General features: G+C 64.7%; 30 protein-coding genes and 1 pseudogene. 16 read left to right on the forward strand and 15 right to left on the reverse strand.

Annotated elements, in window-relative coordinates; all coding sequences use genetic code 11:
• Positions 1 to 81: 81 nt before the first annotated feature.
• Entirely contained in the window at positions 82 to 408 is a 327-nt protein-coding gene (locus tag K1177_RS14980; RefSeq protein ID WP_224704175.1) for a phosphoribosyl-ATP diphosphatase, read from the forward strand.
• On the forward strand, positions 408 to 1,358 hold the full coding sequence (gene coaA / locus K1177_RS14985) for a type I pantothenate kinase (RefSeq protein WP_224704176.1): 951 nt from the start codon (positions 408 to 410) through the stop codon (positions 1,356 to 1,358). Before K1177_RS14980 ends, coaA begins: the two co-directional genes overlap by 1 nt.
• A gap of 10 nt (positions 1,359 to 1,368) precedes the next feature.
• Here the strand turns inward: coaA and K1177_RS14990 are convergent, their stop codons facing one another.
• Entirely contained in the window at positions 1,369 to 1,719 is a 351-nt protein-coding gene (locus K1177_RS14990; protein ID WP_224704177.1) for a VOC family protein, read from the reverse strand.
• A 119-nt stretch (positions 1,720 to 1,838) separates the two neighbouring features.
• On the opposite strand from K1177_RS14990, the gene dapB reads away from it, so the two are divergent.
• Both dapB and K1177_RS15000 read left to right on the forward strand, forming a co-directional pair.
• Positions 1,839 to 2,693 carry a 4-hydroxy-tetrahydrodipicolinate reductase gene (dapB, locus tag K1177_RS14995; RefSeq protein WP_224704180.1) on the forward strand — a complete coding sequence of 285 codons (855 nt, stop codon included), beginning with the start codon at positions 1,839 to 1,841 and terminating at the stop codon, positions 2,691 to 2,693.
• Between the two features lie 3 nt (positions 2,694 to 2,696).
• The gene (locus K1177_RS15000; RefSeq protein ID WP_224704182.1) at positions 2,697 to 3,311 is read left to right on the forward strand and encodes a 2,3-bisphosphoglycerate-dependent phosphoglycerate mutase; all 615 of its coding nucleotides are present in this window, start codon (positions 2,697 to 2,699) and stop codon (positions 3,309 to 3,311) included.
• Between the two features lie 282 nt (positions 3,312 to 3,593).
• Here K1177_RS15000 and K1177_RS15005 read toward each other — a convergent pair whose 3' ends face one another.
• Together K1177_RS15005 and K1177_RS15010 are read right to left on the reverse strand one after the other, a co-directional pair.
• A complete protein-coding gene (locus K1177_RS15005; RefSeq protein WP_224704184.1) occupies positions 3,594 to 4,463 on the reverse strand; it encodes a methylated-DNA--[protein]-cysteine S-methyltransferase in 870 nt (289 codons plus the stop codon).
• Between the two features lie 73 nt (positions 4,464 to 4,536).
• On the reverse strand, positions 4,537 to 5,022 hold the full coding sequence (locus tag K1177_RS15010) for a DUF2244 domain-containing protein (protein WP_224704185.1): 486 nt from the start codon (positions 5,020 to 5,022) through the stop codon (positions 4,537 to 4,539).
• Between the two features lie 53 nt (positions 5,023 to 5,075).
• Here K1177_RS15010 and nth point away from each other — a divergent pair, with 53 nt between their 5' ends.
• Complete coding sequence (gene nth / locus K1177_RS15015; protein ID WP_224704187.1) at positions 5,076 to 5,765, forward strand: endonuclease III; 690 nt, start codon at positions 5,076 to 5,078, stop codon at positions 5,763 to 5,765.
• 15 nt (positions 5,766 to 5,780) lie between these two features.
• On the opposite strand, the gene K1177_RS15020 is transcribed toward nth, so the two are convergent.
• On the reverse strand, positions 5,781 to 6,236 hold the full coding sequence (locus K1177_RS15020) for a DUF2214 family protein (protein WP_224704189.1): 456 nt from the start codon (positions 6,234 to 6,236) through the stop codon (positions 5,781 to 5,783).
• Positions 6,237 to 6,296: 60 nt separating this feature from the next.
• Here K1177_RS15020 and K1177_RS15025 point away from each other — a divergent pair, with 60 nt between their 5' ends.
• The 7 genes and pseudogenes from K1177_RS15025 to K1177_RS15055 all read left to right on the forward strand — a co-directional run bounded on the left by K1177_RS15025 (position 6,297) and on the right by K1177_RS15055 (position 11,733).
• Complete coding sequence (locus K1177_RS15025; RefSeq protein ID WP_224704191.1) at positions 6,297 to 6,857, forward strand: TetR/AcrR family transcriptional regulator; 561 nt, start codon at positions 6,297 to 6,299, stop codon at positions 6,855 to 6,857.
• 70 nt (positions 6,858 to 6,927) lie between these two features.
• The gene (locus K1177_RS15030; RefSeq protein WP_224704193.1) at positions 6,928 to 7,932 is read left to right on the forward strand and encodes an adenosine kinase; all 1,005 of its coding nucleotides are present in this window, start codon (positions 6,928 to 6,930) and stop codon (positions 7,930 to 7,932) included.
• Positions 7,933 to 7,995: 63 nt separating this feature from the next.
• A pseudogene (locus tag K1177_RS18560) lies at positions 7,996 to 8,289 on the forward strand (hypothetical protein); the annotation flags it as partial.
• 155 nt (positions 8,290 to 8,444) lie between these two features.
• Positions 8,445 to 9,341, forward strand: coding sequence for a hypothetical protein (locus K1177_RS15040; protein WP_224705870.1), 897 nt, complete (start codon positions 8,445 to 8,447; stop codon positions 9,339 to 9,341).
• Positions 9,338 to 10,087 (forward strand): hypothetical protein, encoded by a 750-nt coding sequence (locus tag K1177_RS15045; RefSeq protein ID WP_224704195.1) that lies wholly within the window; start codon positions 9,338 to 9,340, stop codon positions 10,085 to 10,087. The genes K1177_RS15040 and K1177_RS15045 overlap by 4 nt, the downstream gene beginning before the upstream one ends.
• A complete protein-coding gene (locus tag K1177_RS15050) occupies positions 10,084 to 10,845 on the forward strand; it encodes a hypothetical protein (protein WP_224704197.1) in 762 nt (253 codons plus the stop codon). Before K1177_RS15045 ends, K1177_RS15050 begins: the two co-directional genes overlap by 4 nt.
• A gap of 138 nt (positions 10,846 to 10,983) precedes the next feature.
• Positions 10,984 to 11,733 (forward strand): hypothetical protein, encoded by a 750-nt coding sequence (locus K1177_RS15055; protein ID WP_224704199.1) that lies wholly within the window; start codon positions 10,984 to 10,986, stop codon positions 11,731 to 11,733.
• A 4-nt stretch (positions 11,734 to 11,737) separates the two neighbouring features.
• On the opposite strand, the gene K1177_RS15060 is transcribed toward K1177_RS15055, so the two are convergent.
• The 4 genes from K1177_RS15060 to K1177_RS15075 all read right to left on the reverse strand — a co-directional run bounded on the left by K1177_RS15060 (position 11,738) and on the right by K1177_RS15075 (position 14,420).
• Positions 11,738 to 12,505: a TIM barrel protein gene (locus K1177_RS15060; RefSeq protein ID WP_224704200.1), complete on the reverse strand. Its 768-nt coding sequence runs from the start codon at positions 12,503 to 12,505 to the stop codon at positions 11,738 to 11,740.
• Positions 12,502 to 13,200, reverse strand: a complete 699-nt coding sequence (gene pyrF / locus K1177_RS15065; protein ID WP_224704202.1) for an orotidine-5'-phosphate decarboxylase — start codon at positions 13,198 to 13,200, stop codon at positions 12,502 to 12,504. The genes K1177_RS15060 and pyrF overlap by 4 nt, the downstream gene beginning before the upstream one ends.
• Before the next feature lie 65 nt (positions 13,201 to 13,265).
• Positions 13,266 to 13,871: a histidine phosphatase family protein gene (locus K1177_RS15070; RefSeq protein ID WP_224704204.1), complete on the reverse strand. Its 606-nt coding sequence runs from the start codon at positions 13,869 to 13,871 to the stop codon at positions 13,266 to 13,268.
• 3 nt (positions 13,872 to 13,874) lie between these two features.
• Positions 13,875 to 14,420: an NADPH-dependent FMN reductase gene (locus tag K1177_RS15075; protein WP_224704205.1), complete on the reverse strand. Its 546-nt coding sequence runs from the start codon at positions 14,418 to 14,420 to the stop codon at positions 13,875 to 13,877.
• Positions 14,421 to 14,542: 122 nt separating this feature from the next.
• Between K1177_RS15075 and K1177_RS15080 the strand changes: the two genes are divergently transcribed.
• Positions 14,543 to 14,950: a VOC family protein gene (locus K1177_RS15080; RefSeq protein ID WP_224704212.1), complete on the forward strand. Its 408-nt coding sequence runs from the start codon at positions 14,543 to 14,545 to the stop codon at positions 14,948 to 14,950.
• Between the two features lie 209 nt (positions 14,951 to 15,159).
• Here K1177_RS15080 and dnaJ read toward each other — a convergent pair whose 3' ends face one another.
• The 4 genes from dnaJ to K1177_RS15100 form a co-directional block, all read right to left on the reverse strand.
• On the reverse strand, positions 15,160 to 16,290 hold the full coding sequence (gene dnaJ, locus K1177_RS15085) for a molecular chaperone DnaJ (protein WP_224704214.1): 1,131 nt from the start codon (positions 16,288 to 16,290) through the stop codon (positions 15,160 to 15,162).
• 316 nt (positions 16,291 to 16,606) lie between these two features.
• On the reverse strand, positions 16,607 to 17,065 hold the full coding sequence (locus K1177_RS15090) for a hypothetical protein (RefSeq protein ID WP_224704216.1): 459 nt from the start codon (positions 17,063 to 17,065) through the stop codon (positions 16,607 to 16,609).
• Positions 17,066 to 17,145: 80 nt separating this feature from the next.
• A complete protein-coding gene (gene dnaK / locus K1177_RS15095) occupies positions 17,146 to 19,059 on the reverse strand; it encodes a molecular chaperone DnaK (RefSeq protein ID WP_224704218.1) in 1,914 nt (637 codons plus the stop codon).
• A gap of 269 nt (positions 19,060 to 19,328) precedes the next feature.
• Positions 19,329 to 19,661 carry a hypothetical protein gene (locus K1177_RS15100; RefSeq protein WP_224704220.1) on the reverse strand — a complete coding sequence of 111 codons (333 nt, stop codon included), beginning with the start codon at positions 19,659 to 19,661 and terminating at the stop codon, positions 19,329 to 19,331.
• Between the two features lie 132 nt (positions 19,662 to 19,793).
• Between K1177_RS15100 and pabB the strand changes: the two genes are divergently transcribed.
• Genes pabB through K1177_RS15115 form a run of 3 tightly spaced genes read left to right on the forward strand, consistent with a single transcriptional unit; the run spans position 19,794 to position 22,610 of the window.
• Complete coding sequence (pabB, locus tag K1177_RS15105; protein WP_224704222.1) at positions 19,794 to 21,563, forward strand: aminodeoxychorismate synthase component I; 1,770 nt, start codon at positions 19,794 to 19,796, stop codon at positions 21,561 to 21,563.
• 22 nt (positions 21,564 to 21,585) lie between these two features.
• A complete protein-coding gene (gene pncA, locus K1177_RS15110; RefSeq protein WP_224704224.1) occupies positions 21,586 to 22,221 on the forward strand; it encodes a bifunctional nicotinamidase/pyrazinamidase in 636 nt (211 codons plus the stop codon).
• Positions 22,218 to 22,610 (forward strand): GFA family protein, encoded by a 393-nt coding sequence (locus K1177_RS15115; protein WP_224704226.1) that lies wholly within the window; start codon positions 22,218 to 22,220, stop codon positions 22,608 to 22,610. The genes pncA and K1177_RS15115 overlap by 4 nt, the downstream gene beginning before the upstream one ends.
• A 49-nt stretch (positions 22,611 to 22,659) precedes the next feature.
• Here K1177_RS15115 and K1177_RS15120 read toward each other — a convergent pair whose 3' ends face one another.
• The 3 genes from K1177_RS15120 to K1177_RS15130 all read right to left on the reverse strand — a co-directional run bounded on the left by K1177_RS15120 (position 22,660) and on the right by K1177_RS15130 (position 25,384).
• The gene (locus K1177_RS15120; RefSeq protein ID WP_224704228.1) at positions 22,660 to 23,406 is read right to left on the reverse strand and encodes a class I SAM-dependent methyltransferase; all 747 of its coding nucleotides are present in this window, start codon (positions 23,404 to 23,406) and stop codon (positions 22,660 to 22,662) included.
• Between the two features lie 70 nt (positions 23,407 to 23,476).
• Positions 23,477 to 24,073, reverse strand: a complete 597-nt coding sequence (grpE, locus tag K1177_RS15125) for a nucleotide exchange factor GrpE (protein ID WP_224704230.1) — start codon at positions 24,071 to 24,073, stop codon at positions 23,477 to 23,479.
• 93 nt (positions 24,074 to 24,166) lie between these two features.
• Positions 24,167 to 25,384 carry an MFS transporter gene (locus K1177_RS15130; RefSeq protein ID WP_224704232.1) on the reverse strand — a complete coding sequence of 406 codons (1,218 nt, stop codon included), beginning with the start codon at positions 25,382 to 25,384 and terminating at the stop codon, positions 24,167 to 24,169.
• Positions 25,385 to 25,423: the final 39 nt, after the last annotated feature.

The raw sequence follows: 25,423 nt of genomic DNA on the forward strand, positions 1-25,423 counted from the left end.
TCCCGGCCAAGGCGGGGGACCATCCCCCGATCTCAAGATGGCGCCCGACACCGATGGGACGCCAATCGCGGATGAGGAGCCTTGACGACAATGACCCTCGACGACCTCGACGCCCGCATTGCCAGCCGCGCGGCGGCCTCCCCCGATGAGAGCTACACCGCCAAGCTGATCAGCCGCGGCATGGAAAAATGCGCGCAAAAGCTGGGCGAGGAAGCGACGGAAGCCGTGATCGCGGCGGTGACCGGCAATGGCCCCGAACTGGTCAAGGAAAGCGCTGACGTGCTCTTCCACCTGCTGGTGGTGCTGCGCGCCGCCAATGTGCCGCTGTCGGCGGTGATGGCCGAACTCGATGCCCGTACCGCCCAGTCGGGCCTGGCCGAGAAGGCCGCCCGCAAGGACCAGGCATAATGAGCAAGCGCAAGCCGGTATTGGCGCCCTATCATCAGTTCACCAAGGCGCAGTGGAGTGCCCTGCGTGCCGACGAGCCCATGACGCTGACGGGGGAGGACATCGCCCGGCTGCGCACGCTCAGCGACCCCATTTCGCTCGAAGAGGCCGAGCAGACCTATCTGCCGCTGACCCGCCTGCTCTCGTTTTATGTCGAGGCCATCCAGAACCTGCATTCGGTTTCGACGCGCTTCCTCGAAACCGCCGACCAGAAGGTGCCCTTCATCATCGGCGTCGCCGGCTCGGTGGCGGTGGGGAAATCCACCACCGCGCGTATCCTCCAGGCGCTGCTGCAGCGCTGGCCGACCAGCCCCAAGGTGGACCTGGTCACCACCGACGGCTTTCTCTACCCCAATGCGGTGCTCGAAGAGCGCGGCATCATGGCCCGCAAGGGCTTTCCCGAAAGCTATGACCGCACCCGCTTCGTGCAGTTCCTGGCCGATATCAAATCGGGCAAGAGCGACGTCAAGGTGCCGGTCTATTCGCACCTGGTCTATGACGTGGTGCCCGGCAGCGAGGTGGTGATCGACCGCCCCGACATCCTGATCGTGGAAGGGCTCAATATCCTGCAGCCCGGCGAGCTGCCCAAGACCGGCAAGCCGATCCTGTTCGCCTCCGACTTCATCGACTTCTCGATCTATATCGACGCCGACAATGCCGATCTCGAAGACTGGTTCATGGAGCGCTTCTTCCGCCTGCGCGAAACCGCCTTCAAGGACCCGACCTCCTTCTTCCGCCGCTTTGCCGAGATGAACGAGGCCGAGGCCGGCGAATTCGGCCGCATGGTGTGGCGCACCATCAACCTGCCCAACCTGCTCGACAATGTGCTGCCCACGCGCGGCCGGGCCGACCTGGTGCTGAAAAAGGGCAAGGACCACCTGATCGAGATGGTGCAGCTGCGCCGCGTCTAGCGATCCTGCCTCAATAGGTGCCGTGCTGGGGCTGGCTCATGATGATCTGGTTGCCATCGGGATCGCGGAACTTGGCGGTCTTGAAGAAATCGCCCATCGATTTGGCCACCGGCGTCAGACCCTGCAGGCTCAGCCTCCCGAGATCTTCGGAGAGATCGTCCACGATCAGCGTGAGCAGGCTCGCCCCGGCCCGGTCGGCATCGGCAGTCACCTGCACCCAGCCGCCGCCGGGCAGCTTCCATTCGGCGACATCGCTGATCGGGCGGGCATCGGGCGGGCGCCCGAACAGACGTTCGTAAAAATCGAGGGCCTCTGTCAGATCGTCCACCGCGATACCGGCCAGCGCGTTGGTGATGGTCAATTCAGCGTCCTTGGTTTTGGCATCATCACAACCCTATCATGTTGACGGCAATGGGGCACCGGTGTTGGCGTTTGGCCATGGCGCTGCTATAGGCGAAGCCCGATCAAGGAGTTGGACCATTGGCTGATCTCAAGGTGGTTGTGGCGGGCGCCGGCGGGCGCATGGGCGTGGCCAATATCCGCGCCGTGGCCGAACGCAGCGGCATGAGCCTGCATGGCGCGCTAGCCAACCGCCTGTCGCTGCATGCGGCGCTGGATCGGCCGGGCAGCCCGGCCATCGGCCAGGACGCCGGTCTCTATGCCGGCATTGGCGCCTTGGGCGTGGCCATCACCGACGATATCGACGCCGCGCTCGCGGGCGCCGATGCGATCATCGACTTCACCGCTCCGGCTGCCAGCGTGGCGCTGGCCGCCAAGGCCGCAGCCCTGGGCCTCACCCATGTGATCGGCACCACGGGCTGTTCCGAGGACGACGAGGCCGCCATCGCGACCGCCGCCAGCCAGGGCGCCGTGATCATCAAGTCCGGCAATTTCTCGATGGGCATGGTGGTGCTGGCCAATCTGGTCGAAAAGGCCGCGGCGGCGCTGGCCGACTACGACATCGAAATCCTTGAAATGCACCACAACAAGAAGGTCGATGCCCCCTCAGGCACCGCCCTGATGCTGGGCGAGGCGGCGGCCAAGGGCCGCGACATCAGCCTCAAGGACCATTCAGTGCGCGTGCGCGACGGCCACACCGGCCCGCGCGAGGCCGGCACCATCGGCTTTGCCACGCTGCGCGGCGGCAATGTGATCGGCGATCACCTGGTGATCCTGGCCGGTGCCTCCGAGCGCATCGAACTCAACCACCGCGCGCAGGACCGCACCATCTATGCCAATGGCGCCACCCAGGCCGTGCTCTGGGCCGCCGGCAAGGCGCCGGGCCTCTATTCCATGGTCGACGTGCTCGGCCTCAACGACACCAAAAGGACCTGACACATGACCGGAACGCTGATCCTCGTCCGCCACGGGCAGAGCGAGTGGAATCTGAAAAACCTCTTCACCGGCTGGCGCAATCCGGACCTGACCGAGAAGGGTCAGGGCGAGGCCCGGGCCACCGGCAAGGCGCTCAAGGCCAAGGGCATCGTGCCCGACCTCTACTATACGTCCGCCCTGCGCCGCGCCCAGCACACGCTGGACCTGATGCTCGAGGAGATGGACATTCTAAATGTCACCATCACCCGCAATATCGCGCTCAACGAACGCGACTATGGCGATTTGAGCGGCCTCAACAAGGACGACGCCCGCGAGAAATGGGGCGAGGAACAGGTGCATATCTGGCGCCGCAGCTTTGACGTGCCCCCGCCGGGCGGCGAGAGCCTGAAAGACACCGCAGCCCGCACCCTGCCCTATTACGAAGCCGAAATCCTGCCCCAGCTCAAGGCCGGCAAGACCGTGCTGATCGCCGCGCATGGCAATTCGCTGCGCGCGCTGGTGATGGCCATCGAGGGTCTGACGCCCGATGAAATCCTCGCGCGCGAGATCGGCACGGGCGAACCCACCGTCTATCGCATCGGGCCGGACGGCAAGCTGGTCGAGCGCGTGGTGCTCTAAGACGTTTCTGGATTTGCGGCGCCTTTGCCTCCCTTCCCCCTTGAGGGGAGGGACCGAGGGTGGGGGCCATCGGTGGACCTCAGAACCACCCCCTCCCCAGCCCTCCCCTCAAGGGGGAGGGGGCGATAGAACCAAGTCCACTTGAACTTTAAACGGTCTAGCAATCCAGGGGCGGCGCAGGGCGCCCATGGATTCACGTGAAACGTGGACCCGGCCGATCGGCCCATTCGCTACAGTGGAGCGATTGGCGGCGAGACGGCCATGAGAGTTCTGCTCGAATGGCTAGTGGGCGGCGGAGATCACACCTGCCTCCCAACCCAGGATGGCGCGCTTGCGCGGCACGCCCCAATGATAGCCGGTCAGCGCGCCCGAGGTGCCCACCACGCGGTGGCAGGGCACCACAAAGCTGATCGGGTTCTTGCCCACGGCTGCCCCCACCGCCCGCGAGGCCGTGGGGCGGCCGATGTGGTTGGCGACGGCTGAATAGGTGGTGGCCTGGCCCACCGGGATCTTGAGCAGCGTCTCCCACACCTTGACCTCGAAATCGGTGCCGATCAGCACCACCCGAACCGGGCGGTCAGCCGACCACAGGCCGGGATCGAAGGCCTGCGCCACCATGGGCGCGATACGGGCATCGTCGCGGGTGAAGCGCGCATTGGGCCAGCGATTGGCCAGATCGGCAAAGGCCTGCTCGACGCTGGTGTCGGCATCGGCAAAGCCCAGACCCGACATGCCATAGGAGGTGGCCGTGACCACGGCGAGGCCAAAGGGCGAGGGCGCGGCGCCCCAGATCATGTCGAGGCCCGCGCCGCCGGCGCGGAACATGCCGGGCGGCATAGCCTCATAGGTCACGAACAGATCATGCAGCCGCGAGGTGGAGCTGAGGCCCACCGCATAGGTGGTGTCGAGCACGCTCTCCTGCGCCCGCAACAGGCTCTTGGCATGGTCAAGCGCCACGGCCTGGGCAAAGCTCTTGGGGCTGAGGCCACACCAGCGGCGGAAGAGATCGGTCAATTGCCGCTCGGTCAGCCCCAGGGCGCGGGCGAAGCGGCCGAGATCGACCACATCGGGCCCGTTCTCGCTGAGATAGCGGATGGCGGCCTGGATGCGCTCATAGTCGCTGGCCGAATCGATGGCGACAATCTGGTTCATTGGGGCACCCGGTGATGCTGGACAGTCAGGGGTGTCGGTCTAGCGCGCCGCATCCTGCGCGGCGACCCGGTTTTTACCGGCTCTGCGTGCGGGCCCGGCGCAGCGCCGTGCCCAGCGCCCGCCCGAAGCTCGAGCGATCCTCAAGGCTGAGGAAGGCCCCGACCTCGACCACATCCTTGCCATGGCGCAATTGCACGGCGGTGGTCTTCTCATCGGCATCGCGGGTGAGCAGCAGGCGCACCCCGGATGGCTGGAAACGCTTGAGCGTGCGCAACCCGCGCTCGTCGGTGGACAGCAGCTCCACCTGATCGGCCCAGACGGTGATGTGTTCGCGGCGTCGGCTGTTACCGCGCCGCGCCAGGGTGACAATGATTCCCAGCCCGGCCAGAGCCATCACGCCGGCGACCACCGGCAGTGCGTCCGCCAAAAGCAACAGCCAGGGCGCAATGAACAGCACCAGCGACAGCCCGCCCAGCATCCAGCCGTCACCCCGCGTCAGGCCGCGATGGGGCGTGAGTTCGGCCGCGAACAGCGGCGTTGTCGTGGTCTTGGTATGCATTGGCGTGGCGCTCTCTGGACATTAACTATAGCGCCAGAATCGGAGCCATGAGAATGCCCACCAGCAAAAAAGTGAAGCCCCTGCCCAAGGCCGATGTCGCCGCCATTTTCGAGCGCTTCCACGCCATCGACCCCGAGCCCAAGGGGGAGCTGGACTATAGCAATGCCTTTACCCTCCTGGTGGCGGTGGTGCTGTCGGCGCAGGCGACGGACATTGGAGTCAACAAGGCGACCAAGCGGCTGTTCGAGCTGGCACCCGATCCGGCCGCCATGGTGGCGCTGGGCCAGGCGGCGATCGAAGAGCATATCCGCACCATTGGCCTGTTCCGCACCAAGGCCAAAAACGTCTTCCTGCTCAGCCAGCAATTGCTCGAACACCATGGCGGCGCGGTGCCATCCGACCGCGCCGCGCTCGAGGCCCTGCCCGGCGTCGGCCGCAAGACGGCCAATGTGGTGCTCAACATCTTCTTCCAGCAGCCCACCATCGCGGTGGACACCCATCTGTTCCGCGTCGGCAACCGCACCGGCATGGCGGTGGCGGCAACGCCGCTGGCGGTGGAACAGATCCTGCTCAAGACCATCCCGGCGCAGTATATGCTGCATGCCCATCACTGGCTGATCCTGCACGGGCGCTATATCTGCAAGGCCCGCACGCCCGAATGCTGGCGCTGCCCGATTGCCCAGTGGTGCCGCTATTCACCCAAGACGCCGCCGCCCAACAAGCCGCTGCCGCCCCATGTCTAGGGCAGTGTCCAGGCGCTAGACGGCGCCATAGCCGCGCGCCATGGCGGCGGCAAACAGGGGAATGAGCGCCAGGCCCATGACTTGGAGATGGATGAAGCGCCGGCTGCGGGCCACGGCGGCATCGGGCACCACATAGCCCGGATCAGCCTTGAGCTGCCGGGCCCAGGCCAGGAACGCCACGGTTGGCTGAATCGAGAGCAGGCCCACGATCAGGAACAGGCCCATCTTGCCCCAGAAGACGTGATTGGTGAGGTAATACTCGGCGCCGCTGCGCCCCAGGAACACCCGCCCGATGCCCGCGGCCAGCACCAAGACGGCGACCAGGCCATAGGCGCGGTCGATGGCGGCGAGCTGGCGCAGCCGGGCGCCGGACAGGCCCGGGCGCAGCAGGGCGAACTCGGCGGCAATGATGCCGACAACAGCAAACACCGCCAGATGGTGCGCCATGGCCAGCACCAGATCGATATCCATTTGCGGTTCTCCGCCTCAAGATGTAAACAGTGCATACATACAAGCAGACACATGTGAGCAATGTCAACATCAAGCAATGCCCCCTATCACCATGGCGACCTGCGCAACGCGCTGCTCACGGCAGCGCTGGTCATTCTCGAGCGGGAGGGCGAAGCAGGCCTGGGCCTGCGTGACCTGGCGCGGGCGGTGGGCGTCTCGCCGGCGGCCCCCTATCGCCATTTTGACAGCCGCGCCGGCCTGCTCGAGGCGCTGGCGGTGACGGGCTTCCAGAAATTCAGCGCCGAGATGCGCGCCGTGTCGGAGGCGCATCCCGCCGATCCGCTGGCGGCCATGGGCCGCACCTATCTGCGCTTTGCGCTGGACAACCGTGCGCTGTTCCGCCTGATGTTTTCGCCCCAGCTCAAGCGCGACAACCGCCCCGGCCTGCGCATCGCCGCCGAGGCGGCCTTTGACACGCTGCGCAAGGTCAGTGGCGGCTATACCACGGCGGGGCGCATCGCCGCGCTCGCCGCCTGGTCCAAGGTGCATGGCCTGGCGGTGCTGCTGCTGGACGAGCAGATCGCGCTGCGGCCCGGCGAAACCGTGGACCAGCTGATCGCCCAGGTGATCGATCAGCGCTGATCCCCGGCGTTGCACCCCGCGCCATCATGCTCTAAACCGGCTGTCGGCCTGTTTCCCACTGGATAGCTGCATGACCCAGACCCGCTTTGACGTCCTCACCATCGGCAATGCAATCGTCGACATCATTGTTCCGGTGGATGAGAGCTTCATCATCGAAGAGGGCATGAACAAGGGCATCATGCACCTGATCGACACCGATCGGGCCGAGGACCTCTATGGCAAGATGCCGCTCAACCGCCAGCAGATCTCGGGCGGCAGCGCCGCCAATACCGCTGCCGGCGTGGCCTCGCTGGGCGGCCGCGCGGCCTTTGTCGGCAAGGTGGCCGATGACGGGCTGGGCGATGATTTCGAGACCGATTTCAACGAGATGGGCGTGCACTATGCCACTACCCGCCTCAAGAATGGCGCGCTGACCGGCCGCTGCATGATCTTCGTCACCGAAGACGGCGAGCGCACCATGAACACCTATCTGGGCGCCTGCCAGCAGCTTACCGAGCAGGATATCCGCCCCGATGACATCGGCGGCGCCGCCATCACCTATATGGAAGGCTTTCTGTGGGACCCGGTGGAGGCCAAGAAGGCCTTCGTGCTGGCCGCCCACTATGCGCACAAGAACGAGCGCGCCACCGCCTTCACCCTCAGCGATCCCTTCTGCGTCGATCGCTATCGCGCCGAATTCCTCGACCTGATGCGGTCCAAAACCATCGATTATGTCTTTGCCAATATCCATGAGCTGAAATCGCTCTATCAGACCGATGATCTGGGCGCCGCCGTGCGCGAGATCGCCAAGGATGCCGAACTGGCCGCCATCACCATGGGCGCCGATGGCGCCATGGTGATCTACAATGGCGAAGTCACCTCCGTGCCCGCCTTCCCCATCGACAAGGTGGTCGATGCCACCGGCGCCGGCGATCTCTTTGCTTCCGGCTTCCTGCTCGGCATGGCCCGCGGCCAGACGCTGGAAACCGCGCTCAAGACCGGGTGCCTGGCGGCCAGCGAAGTCATCTCCCACATCGGCGCCCGCCCCCTGGTGGCGCTCGACGGTCTGGTCGAAAAGCACGGGCTGGCCGGCTAGCCCGCTTATCCCCTGCCCCTGAGGCCATGAGACATTTGCTCCGGACACGATCCGGGGCGAAGCATGGTGTCGACCAATTCTGAGAACAGCCAGCCGCTGATCGGCCTGGCCCGGCGCCGGGCCTTTGAGCTCTATCTGCGCACCGGGCGCAAGCCGGACGCCCCACGCTTGGCTGAGCGCAAGTACACCGGGTCCGCGCAGGCTGCTGCAGCCGCCGACCGCGGCACATCCACAAGCCACTATGTCTGGCGGACCATGCTGGACGACAGGGTCCGCAGGCGGCACCTAGAGCGCGAGGGGCATGTATTTGCCCGCGCCGAGCCACCCTCCGGTGGTCCGCCCGGTACGGAGCCCAATTGCCGTTGCTGGGCCGAGCCCTACTACGGCGATCCCGCCGTACCGGATGCGTTGCAGCCACTCGCCCACGCCTATCACACCGATCCGACGGGTTCTGCACCCTGGGCGAGCATCGAGACCTTACGCGGTCCGATGGCAGCATCGCGCAGAGCATCGTGCTCGCGCGGGACGGCACGCAAATCCGCTCCGCCTTCAGCGGAACATTGGTCTCGCGGCAGATCACGCTGCCAACGGGCGATGTCGTGCGGGTCAATACCAGCGGCGGCGTGCTGTCGATCTCCCTCGGCGATGACCCCCGGCTTCTGTTGCAGTCAGCCTGGACGGCGCGCGGTCCGCGGGTTATCCGCGCCCGGCAGCACCTGGCCTTTCTGGGTGATGAGCAGACCATCATTGATCCCGAGGTCGGGGCTGGTCCTGGGACGTCGGCGCGTGGGCCTAACGTCATTACGGTGCTGCCCAATCTGGGGGCCCTTATCGCCCTGGCGCTGGTCTCGCTCCACTCGATGCTGCGGGCGGCGCCTGCAAGCCAGGGATTGGGCGAGAAGGATCGACCGATCCTGGTACCCAAGGCATGGGCCTGGGAGGGCGACAACGGGGTCGTGCCAATTATGGTCGACGCACTGCCGGCGGACCGCGTTCGGCAGGCCTGCAAATACTTGCCTGATGTTCAGCAATGGACCGATTCCGCCGCACTGCGGTTAGCCCCACAAAGGCCAACCATGACAGCTCGGCAAGGGGGCACAAAGGTGCACTACGCCGTAAAGCAAACAGTGGAAGCGGCCAGGGCAGCATCTCCATTGGCGCGAGCAATATTACACGCAGAGCTGAGCTTCACGGCTGAAGCTGGCATCGTCCGCTATGGGACCCTAGGCAGTACGCGATTGGACGTCTTTGAGGACAGCCGCAACGATATGGGCGCTATATGCGTCTATGATATCAAGACGGGGCAACGGGGAATTGGGGCAGATCAGCTCAGGGCAATCGCGGACGTGATCAAAGCTCGCTATAATGGTGCGCCCTTCTATATTTTGGAGGTACGACCAATCCCATGACCACGGTGGCTGAAGTCAAGCGCTGGACGCGGCCGATACTGGCCGAGCATCCCGATCTTGTCCTTGAGAAGCGCGATCTTTATCTCAAGCCGCTCCGTCACATTTACAGGGCGATCGAGTTTCTCGGTTCTTCGCAGCGAACCTTTCCTACACCAACGGCGCGATTCGGCGTCTTGTTTGCGCCTCCGTCAGTGCAGATGAGTCATTCCATGGGGCTCGACTTGCCCGTTGGCTATTCGACCGATCCGCATTTCCAGGCGCTGCTGGAGAGCGAAACCCGCAAGGCCCTGGACGGAACATTGCGCCGCCTCGATACCATCGAGGCCTTCTATGAACTGACCCGGGAAGACAATCTGATCTGGCGCGTGTTGTGCACGGGGCTCTCCTGGTCACCCATGCTGCAGGCGGCCGTGCTGGTGGCATTGGGGAAGTTCCCCGAGGCCCGTCAGGTGACAACGGCCTATATCGAGCAGGCCAACGAGCCCGCTCTGCGCGCCGCGCTCGCCTCCGGTCAGGCGCTCCTAGCCAAACGGTCCAGGAGCAGCGACGCAAAATATCGCATCAGCGACGCGACCACTTTTCTCAAGCGCCTGAGCGATGTCCGGCTGCTCGACGCGGGTGCCCAGGCCAATGACCGCAGTGGCCTTGCGGCGCTGCTGCGGATCTGGGAGCAGGAGCGCGTGCGGCGTCTCGGCATTGAGCATCTCTGGGAACCGACGCCATTTCCGCTCGAGCGGAGCCCATGACCACAGCAGCGCAGGTCAATCGTTGGCTGAGGCCCGTTCTCCAGCAGCGCAGTGACCTTATCTTGCGTAAGCGCATGCTGGTGGTGCGGCCGGTGCGCCACGTCCTGCGCTGGATTTATTTCAACGGTGCCTCTTGGGACAAAAACCACCCCAAGCCTTACTGGTATATCGACTTTCTGCCATCGCCGCCCTTTTGGCGCGGGCGTCCCTGGTTCGACGAGATATGGGTTGGCTATACGAGCGATATCAACTTCGAGACCAGCTTGAACGCCAGTGTCTCGCAGACCATTACGCGCAGACTCGACCAAGTTCCGTCCATAGAGGCGCTTCTCGACAAGACGCAGGGCAGCACTGGGTTCGGCGACGTGGCCGGTCTCACGCGGCTAGACGGCCTTGTCGCCTACCACGGTCCCGTACTGGCGGCGGCAGGGCGGATGGCCGAAGCGGCGAAAGTCATCGATGATTGGGTCGGCCGGACTGAGGCTGGCTATCTGAACGAGCTGGCTGAAGGCCGGCGGTTGCTCGCCAAACGGCCCAATAGCCGCCTGGGACAAGTAACTTTGCGCCTGGCCACGGAGTATCTGGACTTGCTTGGTGCGCTCAAAGCACTCGCAGCGCTGTGCAAGTCAGGGGATCGCGCGGAAATTGGAGCCCAGCTACGACAATGGGAGGCCCACAACATCACCCGTCTCGGCCTGCTCGACCTCTGGGAGCCCTCCCCCTATCCAGTTGAACTGGGCTGCGGAGATCAGGCCTAGTCGCCTATCCCTGCCCCCGACGCCGCAAGATACTGTCCCGCGCATATGCGGGCAGAGCATGGCGTGCGACATTGCTCCGGCCCTGACGTCTCGATACCGTTAGGTGGCACTCTACATCATCGAGGTGCGCCCAAGGCCATGACGACGATTGCTGAGGTGAAGCGTTGGACGCGGCCGATACTGGCCGAGCATGCTGATTTGGCCCTGAAGCCCCGCATGCTTTACCTTCGTCCGGTCCATCATATCCATCGGCGCATTCGTTTTCTTGGTTCTTCGGACAGGACCTTTTCCAAGCCCCTGGCAGAATTTCTCATACTGTTCGGCCCGCCGACGGGACGGTTGAGCGATAATTGGAGCCGTGAGTTGATCGTCGGCTGGTCGACTGACGCTGGTTTTCAGGACACCCTGGCGGCGCATGTGAGGCGGACGCTAGATTACCCCTTCCGGCCCCTGGCGCAGATAGAGGACCTCTACCGCCTGATGCAGGAAAGCCGGCTGCACTGGCAGCATCAGGCCGAACTGCCTTTGGCGCATGACGCCTTCCTCCACGCCTCCGTCCTCGCCGCCCTTGGCCGCTTGCCGGAGGCCTGCGCTGTGGCACAGGCCTATATCGACAAGGAGGAGGGGAGCTGGCGGGAGATCAGGGCGGAGGCCGAAATCCTGCTCGACAAGCCGAGAAAGCGATCCGAGGGACAATCGCGCATAAGGCTGGCAGACCATTTTCTCAAGCCGATGGACGACATGCGGCAGCTCATCGCCCGCGCCAGCATCAACGACCGGCGCGGAGTAGCAGACCTGCTGCATGACTGGGAAAAGCAGAATGCCCGGCGCCTTGAGATAGAAGACGATTGGGAGCCGACGCCGTTCCCGCTCGAACGGGACCTTTAGGACGTTAGCCCAAACTCCCCCGCATCATCGCCAGTGCATCGGCTGTGCTGCCCGTTGGCTTGAACTCCAGCCCGACGGGGCCGGCATAGCCCTGGGCTTCGAGCCAGGCGAGTTTCTGCTTGAGCGGGAGCGTGCCGCTGCCGGGTTGGTTGCGGCCGGGGTGATCGGCGATGTGGACGTGAAAGACATGCTCGAGCCCACCGGCGAGGACCGTTTCGGGGTCTTCGCCCATCACCATGGAATGGTACATGTCATAGGTCAGCCCGATCTCGGGCCGGTTGACGGCGTCGCAGATGGCCAGGCCCTCGGCGGTGCTGGTGAGATAATAGCCGGGGTGATCGACGCGATCATTGAGCGGTTCGAGCGCCAGGCGCACGCCGCTGCCCTTGAGCACATCGGCAGAGCGGGCCATGGCCTTGGTCAGCGCATCATGCTGGCTGACGCGCTCGACGCCGGCCAGGAAAGGCCCGGACTGGCAGATCAGGATCGGCGCGCCCAGGCGCAGCGCCACGTCGCGGCTTTTTTCGAGACCGGCGAGAAAGCGGTCGTGATCGCCCTCCCGCGTCAGCTCGGCAAAGGGCTCGGCGACGATGCCGGCCAGTTGCACGCCGGTGTCGCCGAGGGCGCGTTCGATGGCGTCCAGATTCTTGTTGGACCACATCCAGAACTCGAAGCGGTCAAAGCCGGCGGCCTTGGCCAGGGCAATGCGCTGGGCAAAATCGTCCGTCTCGGCGACGAACAGCATTTCGATGCAGGCGGAAAAAGTGGTCATGCCAGGCGCGTCCCGCTGTTCATGTTCTCAAGGATGGCGCGCGCAGCGGCGGCCGGATCGGCTGCGGCAATGATGGGCCGCGCCACCACCAGATGGCTGGCGCCATTGCTCAGTGCCTCGCCGGGCGTGGTCACCCGCTTCTGGTCGCCCATGTCACCACCGGGCAGGCGAATGCCCGGGGTGACCACGGCCATGGTCGGCCCGACGATCGAGCGCACCATCTGCGCTTCCTGCGCCGAGGCGACCAGCCCGCCGATGCCGGCGTCGCGCGCCTGCTGCGCCCGCAGCGCCACCAGCCCGGCGGTATCGCGGGCAAAGCCGGCTTCAGCCAGATCGGCATCATCCATCGAGGTCAGCACCGAGACGCCCAGCACGCAGAGATTGCTGCCGGCGGCGCCGCGTACGGCAGCGCGCATGCACTGCGGATAGGCATGGACGGTCAGCATGGTCGCGCCAGTCTCGGCGATGGCGGCGACGCCCTTTTCGACCGTATTGTCGATGTCGAGCAGCTTGAGATCGAAGAAGACCTTCTTGCCCGCCTTGAGCAGGTCCTTGCCCAGGGCGAAGCCATCGGCGCCATAAAAGCACTCATAGCCGATCTTGTAGAAATCGACGCTGTCGCCCAGAAGCGCGACGATTTCCTCGGCGCGCGCGCGTGACGAAACGTCCAGCCCCACGATGAGTTGGCCAGCCATGGTCTTTCCTCCGATGTCGATTGATCGGCCCGGACTAGACCAATTTGCCGCGCGCCGCAACGGCTTCAGGCAAACCAGCCGGGCTTGAGATCTTCCATGGCGGTCCAGTCGCAGCCCAGACGGGAGGCTTCGAGATCGAACACGAAGCCATTGCCGCCGCCCCGATGGGCATGGCGGCTCTGGTCCTCGCGCCGGTCGATGCGACGGCCACCGACATGGCATTTGAGCAGCGTGCCCACCGCCCCATGGCCGCAGAACACAGCCGGCGTGCCCCTAGGGACACCAGCCAGCGCCGTCGTCACCGTATGGACGATGCGCCGCTGCGCATCGATGGCCCGCTCCCAGCCATCGATGCTCTCGCGCGGATGGGCAAAGAAGCGGTCGGCGGTCTCTTCGAACAGCGCCGGCGGCAGAAAGCCGGTGGCGCTGCGATCATTCTCGCCCATCAGATGGTCGGTCAGCACCAGCGCCCCGCAGGCCGTGGCGATGATTTCGGCCAGTTCCATGGCCTTGGTCTCGCGGCTCGAAAACACCATGGCGCCCATGGGCACCACGCCCCGAGCCGCAAAGGCTTCGGCGCGCTGGCGGCCCTCTTCGCTCAGCCCCCACAGCGGCACCGGCACATTGGCGTCTATGCGGACCTGCGGATGGGTGACATAGAGCGCCAGCATGGCCTAGCCCCGCGAAAAGGTCGTCAGTTCGGTGACCATCTGCTCGACCTTCTTGATGATGGCCGGCTCGACGAAATCGCCCTTGTCGTCCAGGGCCTGGTCGGCCGGGCCGATCCCCAGCAGCGTCGGCACCACCAATGCGCCAACCTTGGTGAGGGATTCGCGCAGATGGCTGAGGCCCCAGATGGTGCCATATTTGCCCGAGCTCACCCCGCCGATGCCGAAATTGGCATGGCGGAAGGGGCTGGGACGCTGGCGGCTGACCCAGGTGATGGTGTTGACCAAAAGCGGCGTCAGCCCGCCATTGTATTCTGGGCTGGCGATGAAGATGATGTCGTGGCTGCGCCACAGCTCGGCCATCCGCACGGCGGCCTCGGGCACACCATCGGGCTCCAGATCCTCGTTGAAAATCGGCATGGGGAAATCGCTGAGGTCGACGGAGTTGACCGCAACACCCGCCTCGGCCAGTTTCCTGTCCATATAGGCCTGCAGCGTCTTGTTGACGGAGCCCTTGCGGATCGATCCGGAGAACGTCAGTGCGGTTTTCATGCCTACCTCGTGAAACTGAATGTCGAAACTGGCCCGGCCCGACCGTAGAGGCAAGGGTATTGAGCCATTTGCGGCAATGCCAAGGCCATTGAGGCCCCGTTTTGAGAGGAAAGGAAATTGCCATGTCGACAATGATTTTCGTCAACCTGCCCGTCCGTGACCTGCCGGCGGCCATGGCCTATTACAAGGCCCTGGGCTTTGACCACAATCCGCAGTTCACCGACGAGACGGCAGCCTGCATTGTCATCAGCGACACGATCTTCGCCATGCTGCTGACCCATGACAAGTTCGCCCAGTTCTCCAGCGCCCCCATTCCCGATCCCCAGCAGCAGACGCAGGCGCTCTATGCGCTGTCGCGCGACAGCCGCGCGGCTGTCGACGCTATTGCCGAAGCCGGGCTCAAGGCGGGCGGCCGCGAGACGCGCGATGCGCAGGACTATGGCTTCATGTTTTCCCGCGCCATCGCCGATATCGATGGCCATGTCTGGGAATATGTCTGGATGGATATGAGCCAGGTGCCGCAAGAGTAAGGCTGGGGCTTTGCCGGCGTGGCGCCGTCCACTGATCGTCACCACCGGGATTGTCCCGTTGGTCCTTGGCGCCAAAAACGGAATTGCCCGGACAAGCCGGGCAATGACGATAGGGAGGAAAGTTGGGGCGCTTGGCCCAGCCATTCGAGCGGAGCGCGCATGGCCTTGAGGCCTGAAATCGCGCCACCGGCGCGATTTTTTCTATGCCCCTAGGCTTCGAACATCTTCTTGATCTTGTCGAAGAAGCCGCCCGAGGTCGGGTTGGTTTCCTCGGTCTCGAGCTTGGCGAATTCTTCGAGCAATTCGCGCTGGCGACGGCTGAGCGCCTGGGGCGTCTCGATGTCGAGCTGCACATAGAGATCGCCGACATCCTTGCTGCGCAGCACCGGCATGCCCTTGCCCTTGAGGCGCACACGCTGGCCCGGCTGCGTGCCGGCGGCGACCTTGACCTTGGCGCGGGCGCCATCGAGCGTGGGAACCTCGAATTCGCCGCCCAGGGCCGCAGTGGTCATGGCGATGGGCACGCGGGCATAGAGATCGGCGCCGTCGCGCTGGAACAGATCATGCGGGCGCAGCGAGATGAAGATATAGAGATCGCCCGGCGGGCCACCGCGCAGCCCGGCCTCGCCCTCATTGGCGAGGCGAATGCGGGTGCCGTCCTCGATGCCTTTTGGAATATCGACGCTGAGCTTGCGGTTTTCCTGTCGGCGACCCTGGCCACCGCAATCGGTGCAGGGCTGGTCCATCATCTGGCCGCGACCCTGGCACACCGGGCAGGTGCGCTCGATGGTGAAGAACCCCTGCGCCGCGCGCACCTTGCCATGGCCATTGCACTGGCGGCAGGTATGGGTGCCGGTGCCGGGCTTGGCGCCGCTGCCATCGCAGGTGGTGCAGCCCACAAGGGTGGGCACGTCGATCTCGACGGTGCGGCCCTCAAAGCTTTCTTCGAGGCTGATTTCCAGGTTATAGCGCAGATCGCTGCCGCGCAGCTTGGAAGCCCCGCCGCCACCGCGCCGGCCGCCGCCCATGAAGTCGCCAAAAATGTCCTCAAAAATATCGGACATCGACGAATTGAACTCCGGACCAAAGCCGGAGGGACCACGCCCGCCGCCATTCTCGAAGGCGGCATGGCCGAACCGGTCATAGGCGGCGCGCTTCTGGCCATCCTTGAGCGTGTCATAGGCCTCGTTGATTTCCTTGAATCGCGCCTCGGCCGCCGCATCGCCAGGGTTGCGGTCGGGGTGATGCACCATGGCCAGCTTGCGATAGGCGCTCTTGAGAGCGGCGTCATCGGCGCCCTTCTGCACACCGAGCACCTCGTAGAAATCCCGTTTGGACAAGAACCTGTGTCTCCAATACGTTGCCGTCGCGGCGCGCGCGCCCGGCCCGAACCTGGCCCCTAGATGGCAATCGACGGCACGACTCACAAGGGGCACGGGCCACGGGCATGGCCTTAAGCGCGTTTTGCGGTCGTTTTCCGCCCGATTGGCCGCGATGGCGACCGGGGCAAACCAATTGCCGCTGATGTATCAATTGCCGGCCCTGGCTTCAACATGGCTGTTGGCAAGGCTTTTGCGCGCCTGACGCGGGCCTGCTGGCGGTCCGTCCCGGCCAGCGGCGTCTGGATTCACGTGAAACCAAACGCCCGATCTGGCCTCAGCCGATCACGTCGGCGACGGCTACGCCCTTGTCCATCAGCTTCTTGCGGGCGGCATTGACCACATCGACGCTGAAGCTGTCCTCGTGGCGCATGACGATGGCTTCGCCCGTCAGCGCGGCCTTGCCACCGGCCACCAGCTGGTCGAAGCCGTCGCTGATCGCCTCTTCCATCATCTGGTCGGCCAGCACGCGCTCGGCGCCCACCCGCTTGTGCTTGGCACGCACCTTGACCAGCCGCGTCACGCGGCCGTTGTCGGCGGTGCGGAATTCCTCGGCAGCCACCAGGCTGGTCCAGAATTCGCGTTCGATATCGCCGTCATGGGCGTTGCCGGCCAGCTCGGCAATGCGGATCTGGCAGGCAAAGGCCAGGTCCGGATAGCCAAGACGGACGGCATTGGCCATCAGCTTGCGCAGTTTGTCGGGGTCGGTGAAGCTTTGGGGGTCTGGAATGTTCATGGATCACCTTACCCAGTTCCCCGGCAAACAAAAAGGGGCCCGGCTGGCGCCGGACCCCAATATCTGCTCGGTCAGCCCGCTTATGCGGACTTCTTGTCGTCGTCGTCCTTGACCTCTTCGAAGTCGGCGTCGACCACATCGTCGTCGCTGTCATCGGCGGTGCCATTGGCCTTGGCTTCGGCTTCCGCCTGGCTGGCCTTGTACATGGCCTCGCCCAGCTTCATCGATGCCTGGGCCAGCGCCTCGGTCTTGGACTTGATGGCTTCGGCATCGTCGCCCTCGAGCACGGCCTTGAGATCGGCAATCGCCGTCTCGATGGCGCCCTTGTCCTCGGCCGAAACCTTGTCGCCATATTCACTCAGCGATTTTTCGGTCGAGTGGATCAGGCTCTCGCCCTGGTTCTTGGCTTCGACGGCTTCGCGCTTCTTCTTGTCCGCCTCGGCGTTCTGCTCGGCTTCCTTGACCATGGCCTCGATGTCAGCGTCGCTCAGGCCACCCGAGGCCTGGATGCGGATCTGCTGTTCCTTGCCGGTGCCCTTGTCCTTGGCCGAAACCTGGACAATGCCGTTGGCGTCGATGTCGAAGGTCACTTCGATCTGCGGCACGCCGCGCGGTGCGGGGGGAATGCCGGTCAGGTCGAAATTGCCCAGCAGCTTGTTGTTGGCGGCCATTTCGCGTTCGCCCTGGAACACGCGGATGGTCACCGCGCTCTGGCTGTCCTCGGCGGTCGAGAAGGTCTGGCTCTTCTTGGTCGGAATGGTCGTGTTGCGGTCGATCAGACGGGTGAACACGCCGCCCAGGGTTTCGATGCCCAGGCTCAGCGGGGTCACGTCGAGCAGCAGCACGTCCTTGACGTCGCCCTGCAGCACGCCGGCCTGAATGGCCGCGCCCAGCGCCACCACTTCGTCCGGGTTCACGCCCTTGTGGGGCTCCTTGCCGAAGAGCTGCTTGACGATTTCCTGCACCTTGGGCATGCGGCTCATGCCGCCCACGAGCACGACTTCGTCGATCTGCGCGGCGGTGACACCGGCATCCTTCATGGCCAGCTTGCACGGCTCGATGGTCTTCTGGATCAGATCATCGACCAGGCTTTCCAGCTTGGACCGGCTCAGCTTGAGCGTCAGGTGCTTGGGGCCCGAGGCGTCGGCGGTGATGAAGGGCAGGTTGATTTCGGTCTGGGTCGAGCTGGAGAGCTCGATCTTGGCCTTTTCAGCCGCTTCCTTCAGGCGCTGCAGCGCCAGCTTGTCGCTGCGCAGGTCAATGCCCTGTTCCTTCTTGAACTCATCGGCGAGGTAATCGACCAGACGCATGTCGAAGTCTTCACCACCCAGGAACGTGTCGCCATTGGTGGACTTCACCTCGAACACGCCGTCGCCGATCTCGAGGATCGACACGTCGAAGGTGCCGCCGCCAAGGTCATAGACCGCAATGGTGCCGGTGTTCTTCTTGTCCAGGCCATAGGCGAGCGCGGCAGCCGTGGGCTCGTTGATGATGCGCAGCACTTCAAGGCCGGCAATCTTGCCGGCGTCCTTGGTGGCCTGGCGCTGGCTGTCGTTGAAATAGGCCGGAACCGTGATGACCGCCTGGGTGACATTCTCGCCGAGATAGGATTCGGCGGTTTCCTTCATCTTCTGCAGGATCATGGCCGAGATCTGGCTGGGCGAATACTTGTCGCTCGCAGCTTCGACCCAGGCGTCGCCATTGTCGGCCTTGACGATCTTGAAGGGCACAAGGTTCTTGTCCTTGGCCACGACGGCGTCGTCGAAGCGGCGGCCGATCAGGCGCTTGACCGCAAACAGGGTATTTTCCGGGTTGGTGACAGCCTGGCGCTTGGCCGGCTGGCCCACGAGACGCTCGCCATCCTTGGAGAAGGCGACCATCGAGGGGGTGGTGCGCGCCCCTTCCGCGTTTTCGATGACCTTGGGATTGGTGCCATCCATCACAGCCACGCAGCTGTTGGTGGTGCCCAGATCGATACCGATAACTTTAGCCATTACTTAGCCTCTCTTTCAGCAAACCCATTTTGCAACCCCTCTCGCGAGGCAGTTCCGTGGCCGCCAGGGGCCGGGTTCCTTGCAATCAGATTGTGCCCATCGCTGGGCCTGCGGCGTATATAGGGGGGTCGCCGAGTGGCTTCAAGCGCTGCCGTGGCAGAATTGCCGCAGATCTGCGGGCCAGCGGCGCGCGGCGCCGGCACGGGCCATTGGGCCGCCGCGCCGGCGCATTTGGGGGGCGGCGTCCCGGCCGGCCCCCCGCGCGTGCATCAATCGTTGAGCGTGTAGCTGTTCAGGCTGCAGATATCGATCTGCGGCACTTCCAGCACGGCGCCCTCGCCGGTCTCGAAACGGAAGTCATACAGGCACTGGTCCGAACCATCGCCAATGGTCACGGTGCCCTGCATGCCGGGCTCAAGCGTGCCGTCGGCGCCCAGCAGGTCATCGCCCCAATGATCTTCATTGCTGGGCGTGGTGTAGAAATAATGCAGGGATTGGCTGCTGTTGTTGATCAGCGTGAATTCCACGGTCTGGGCAGCAGCAGGCAGGGCGCTGACCAGCAGCGCGAGGGCGGCGACGCCGCCCTTGAAGTAGGCGTTCATTTTTTAGGTCTCCCCGAAGCCGGCGGCACCTGCTGCCGGCGCCCTAATATCTCTCGAAAAGGCAATTAAACAAGGCGTCTGCGGCCCCCTCGACGGCTTTTCTTTATGCCGCCAAGGGCCTAGAAGCGCGCCATGTTCACGCCCGGTTCAGTTTTGCTGCAGGACAGCCTCCAAGAGGGGGCAAACAACCTGCTGTTCACCGCGCCACGGCGGATCCTGGAGGCCCATGGCGCCGCCGGTGTGCGGGCTGCCCTGACCGAGCTTGAGGCTGCACTGGCTGAGGGTTCTTGGGCTGCCGGCTATCTGGCCTATGAGGCCGGCTATGTCTTCGAGGAGCGGTTGGCGCCCCGCCTGCCGGAGCCCGGCCCCCTGCCCCTGGTCTGGCTGGGCATCTATGATGCCCCCCAGCGGCTCGATGCTGACGCGGTTGCCGACCTGCTGGCCGCCAGCGTCACTGGCCCGGCCCGCGTCCACGACATCGTGCCCGGCCTCACCCCAGAGGCCTATGGCGCCATCTTTGAGCAGGTCAAAGCCTATATTGCCGCCGGTGACACCTATCAGGTCAATCTGACACTGCGGGCGCAGTTCCAGCTCGAGGGCGATCCCATCGCGCTCTATCGCGCGCTGCTGCAGCGCCAGCAGGTGGCCCATGGGGCGCTGATCGATACGGGCCGCCACCATATCCTGTCGCATTCGCCGGAATTGTTTGTCTCCAGCCAGGCCGGCCGCCTCGATGCCCGGCCGATGAAGGGCACCATGGCGCGCGGCCAGACGGCAGAGACCGACGCCGCCAATCGCGCAACCCTGGCAGCCGACCCCAAGAACCGGGCCGAGAACCTGATGATCGTTGACCTGCTGCGCAACGACTTGGGTCGCGTGGCGGAAATGGGCTCGGTTGAGGTCACCGACCTCTATACCGTGGAAACCTATCAGACGCTGCACACGCTGACCTCGGGCATCACAGCCCGGCGCCGGGCCGATGTCGGCGTGGCCGAACTGCTGGAAAAGCTCTTTCCCTGTGGTTCCATCACCGGGGCGCCCAAGCTGCGCGCCATGGAGATCATCGCCGATCTCGAGACCGATCCCCGGGGCGTCTATACCGGCTCGATCGGCTATTTCGCGCCCAATGGCGATCTCAAGCTCAATGTCGCCATCCGCACAGCCGTGATCGACCGCAGTGGCGCCGGCACCATCGGCATCGGCGGTGGTATTGTCGCTGATTCCACCGCCGAGGACGAATATCGCGAGGCCCTGCTCAAAATGGCATTCTTCACCCCGCAACCCGAGCCCGTGACCCTGATCGAGACCCTGGCCTGGACGCCGGAGACCGGATACGTCCTGCGGCAGCGGCACCTCGATCGCCTGTTGGCATCGGCTGCCGTCTTTGGCCTCGCCCATGATCCCGACGCCATCAATGCCCTGCTCGACGCAGAGGCCTTTGATGCGCCCATGCGCGTGCGGCTGACACTCGACACCGGCGGCCCCCAGCTCAGCGCCGTGCCGCTGCCGCCCAATCCGGCCGTGTTCCGCTTCATGCTGGCCGAGGACACGCTGCAATCGGACTCGATCTGGCTGGCACACAAGACCACCAACCGCGCCTTTTACGATGGCCCGCGCCAGGCCGCCCACGCGGCGCACGGCGTCGACGAGGTGCTGTTCCGCAATGAGCGGGGCGAATTGACCGAGGGCTCGATCACCAATCTCTTCATCGAGCGCGATGGTCGCCTGCTGACGCCGCCCCTGTCATCGGGCCTCCTGCCGGGCACGCTGCGCGCCGAGCTCATCGCCAGCGGCCGTGCGGTCGAACAGGTTTTGCACCTTGCGGACCTCGAGACGGCCGATGCAATCTGGCTGGGCAATTCCGTGCGCGGCCTGTTGCCGGCGCAATGGATCAGGCCCTGACACACTGCGGAGAGACACGTCCATGACCATCGAGATTTCGCCCCGCGACGTGCTGGTGGTGGTGGATGTGCAGAATGACTTCCTGCCCGGCGGCCGGCTGGGCGTTGCCGGTGGCGACGAAATCGTGCCGCTGATCAATGCGCTGGCCAAGAAGTTCACCCAGGTGATCTTCACCCAGGACTGGCACCCGGCCGATCACATCTCCTTTGCCAGCCAGCATGCGGGCAAGGCGCCCTTCGAGATGATCGAGCTGGATTATGGCCCGCAGGTGCTCTGGCCCGACCATTGTACCTGGCACAGCCATGGCGCCGAACTGGCCGCGGGGCTCGATATTCCCCATGGCCAGCTCATCATCCGCAAGGGCTATAACCGGGCCATCGATTCCTACTCCGGCTTCCAGGAGGCCGATCGCGAGACGCTGACGGGCCTGGCCGGCTATCTCAATGAGCGCGATCTCGACCGGCTCTATCTCGTGGGGCTCGCCACCGACTTTTGCGTGGGCTGGACCGCCATCGACGGCGCCGCCGCCGGCTTTGACGTCACCGTCATCGAGGACGCGACGCGGGCCATCGACAGCAATGGCAGCCTTGCCAGGGCCTGGGCCGACATGGAAGAGGCTGGCGTGCAGCGCATCATGAGCCGGCAGATCCTGGGATGATCGAGGGGGCCTGCCATTGTGGCGCCGTGCGCTGGCGCTTTGACAGCGCACCCGATGCGGCCACCGCCTGCAATTGCACCGTCTGCCGCCGCTATGGCGCGCTGTGGATCTATGGCCATGAGAACGAAGACGTCTTTGTCTCCGGCCCTACCACGGCCTATGTGCGGGGTGAGGGGAGCCTGAGCTTCAATTTCTGTCCGCACTGCGGCTGCATTGCCTATTGGCGCGGGCTGGACACGGACACCGACGGGCGGCGGCGTCTGGCCGTCAATGTGCGGCTCGCCGAGCCCGAGGCGGTCACGCATATCCCCATCCAGCGCTTTGATGGCCTGCACAGCTGGGACGACCTGCCCCAGGACGGCGCCACGGTCGGCGACCGCTGGTTCTGAAACGGTCGAGAGCTGACGATTCACGTGAAACGTTGCCGGTGCTGTGGCCTCAGGCCAAGGCGCAGATAAGGACCTGCCGCATGCTGGTGGGCATGAGCGGGCTGCGATCAAATCCACCAAAACGCTCGACAACGGCAAATCCACCGCGCTCCAAAAGGAGCAGCAGTTCCTGCGGGTAAATCTGGCGCATTTCCAGCTTGGTATGGCGGAACTCACCCTTTCCGGGCTGCGACCAATACCAGTCGATATGACTGATCTGGGTGATCGGATCGTAGGCGATGGTCTCTTCGACCGTGATCATGCCCAACTGGGGATGGGTGAACGCTCCCATGTGCTGGCGATCGCCGTGTGGCCGGCTGAGCAGCCGGGCGCTGGGAACGAAAATGTCGAATATCAAGCGCCCATCCGGCTTGAGGTGCCGCTTCACGGCGGCCAGGAAAGCCAGGATTTCGGACGCTTCGGCGAGATGCAGCAGCGAATTGGCCGCGATGGTCACCGCATCGAAACGGCGCCCGAGATCGAAGTCGCGCATATCCAGCGCGACAAAGCTGATGGCGAGAGCTTCTGCTGCCGCTCGCTGCCGGGCTGCCGCCAGCATGCCTTCGGACAGATCCCCGCCTGTCATCGCGGCGCCCGACCGCGCCAGCGGCAGGGTGAACCGTCCGGTGCCGCAGGCCAGGTCCAGCACCTGCCGTCCGGCACCGCCGGCAGCCTCGACATAGAACCGTTCCATTTCGGGGTTTGCCGGCAGGACGAGGTCATAGAGTTCAGGCCAGTCATAGAGCCCATCCGCCATGTCATCCTCCCCAATGCAAAAAGGGCGCCATTGCTGGCGCCCTTCAGATTGATGCCCGGAATCTCCGGCGTCAAACGCTCTTGTCGATGGCCTCGTCGGCGGGGGCGTGGCTGGGGCCGCCCTTGGCGACGCCGACCATGGCCGGGCGCAGGATGCGGTCGCCGATGGCAAAGCCGGCCTGCACCACCTGCACCACAGTGCCCTCGGGCTGGCTGGGGTCGGGGACTTCGAACATCGCCTGATGCTTGTGGGGGTCGAACTTTTCGCCCTGCGCCTCGATCGGCTTGACGCCATGCTTGGCCAGCAGGCGCTGCATTTCGCGCTCGGCCAGCTCGATGCCCTCGATCAGCGTCTTGGTGGTGGCGTCGCCTGATTCGCGCGCCTCGGCCGGCAGCATCATCAGCGCGCGGCTCAATGCGTCGGTGGCGCTCAGCATGTCGCGGGCAAAGCCGGCGATGGCATAGGTGCGCGTGTCGCTGACTTCGCGTTCGGTGCGCTTGCGCAGGTTTTCCATCTCGGCGACGGTGCGCAGCACACGGTCCTTGAGCTCAGCATTTTCGGTGCGCAGGGCTGCGGTGGGGTCAATGCTCTCGATGTTGTCTGGGGTCTCTTCGACCGGGATCTCGACTTCAGGCGTTTCGCCCGAGGCGGCGTTTTCGTCGCTCATCATCGCTGTCTTCCGCAATTACCAAAGGATTTGCCCCGCATATCGGCCAATATGGGGGCGATTTCAAGCCCAAGGCGTGTTGCCGCGGCCGCGCTAGCCGGCGGCGGGCGCCAGAGCATGGCGGCGCTGGCGCGCCAGCAGCAGCAACAGCACAAGCGCCAGGCCGCAAAACCCCATGGTTGTGGCCAACAGGGCGGTCGGGCCCGGCCCGGTGAGCAGGCTGGCGAACAATGGCGCAGCCAGCGCGGTCAGCACATTGAGCGGCAGCGCGATGCGCATGCTGGCCCGGGCAAAATCGGCCCCATCGTAAAAGGTCAGCGGCATGATGGCGCGCGTGACCGCCAGCGAGCCGGCGCTGAGGCCATAGATGACCACAAAGGCGCCGATCAGCAGCGGCGTGCCCTGGCCCAGCAGCAAGAGGGCAAAGGCCATCATGACCCCTGCGGTAGCCAAGATGCCGGTGGTGATGGCATCCCAGCGGCGGGCGCCGACAAAATCGAGCAGCCGAGCACCCACCTGCAACAGGCCCAGCATGGACGCGAAGGTGATCGCCTGGCCAGGCGGCAGGCCCTCGGCCTTGAGCAGTTCGATAAAGAGGGCATTCAGGCCAAAGGTGACGATGGCATTGAGCACGATGGCGCCGGTGATCAGGACAAAGATCGATTTGGGCACCGGCCGGGTGATTGGCTTGGCCGGCTCGGTGGCGCTCGGATTCGGCGCTGGCGGCGTTCGTCGCGGCAGGGCCAGCCCATAGAGCGGGATCGAGACCAGCCCGATCAGCGCCGCCAGAACCAGGCACAGCCCGCGCCATCCCAGATGGTCCGATACCAGCGCCGAGACCGGCCAGAAAATACTGCCTGAAAGCCCCGTCACCAGCATCAGGGCGCCAATGGCCCGGCGGCTGGCGGCGCCGGCCACTTCATTGACCAGCACATGGGAGGTGGTGGTCAGCGTCGCCGCGCCCGCCAGGCCCAGCAGCGCCCAACTCAGATAATAGCCGATTGCGCCGCTGGCCATCGACAGCAGCACAAAGCCCGGCGCGGCAAGTGCCGAACCGGCCAGCATGACCCATCGGGCGCCCCAGCGCGCCATTGGCCGTGCCAGCAGCGGCGAGGCCAGGCCCATGGTGATATAGAACACGGTATTTCCGGCAAACACTGCCGGCACGCTCAGCCTGAGGTCAGCGGCGATAGCGCCGGCCACCACGGCCAGCAGCCCCACCGAGCCCCAGCCGATGTTCTGAGTGATCCCCAGAACCAGCAGCGTCTGGATGATGCGACGCGTCGTGTCCTGCGTCTTGGCCGTGTTCACCCGTCGATCCCATCAGTTGCAAATCATTTGCATCTGCAC

It is taken from the genome of Devosia aquimaris (assembly GCF_020169335.1).
In the GTDB taxonomy this organism is placed as follows: Bacteria; Pseudomonadota; Alphaproteobacteria; order Rhizobiales; family Devosiaceae; genus Devosia; species Devosia aquimaris.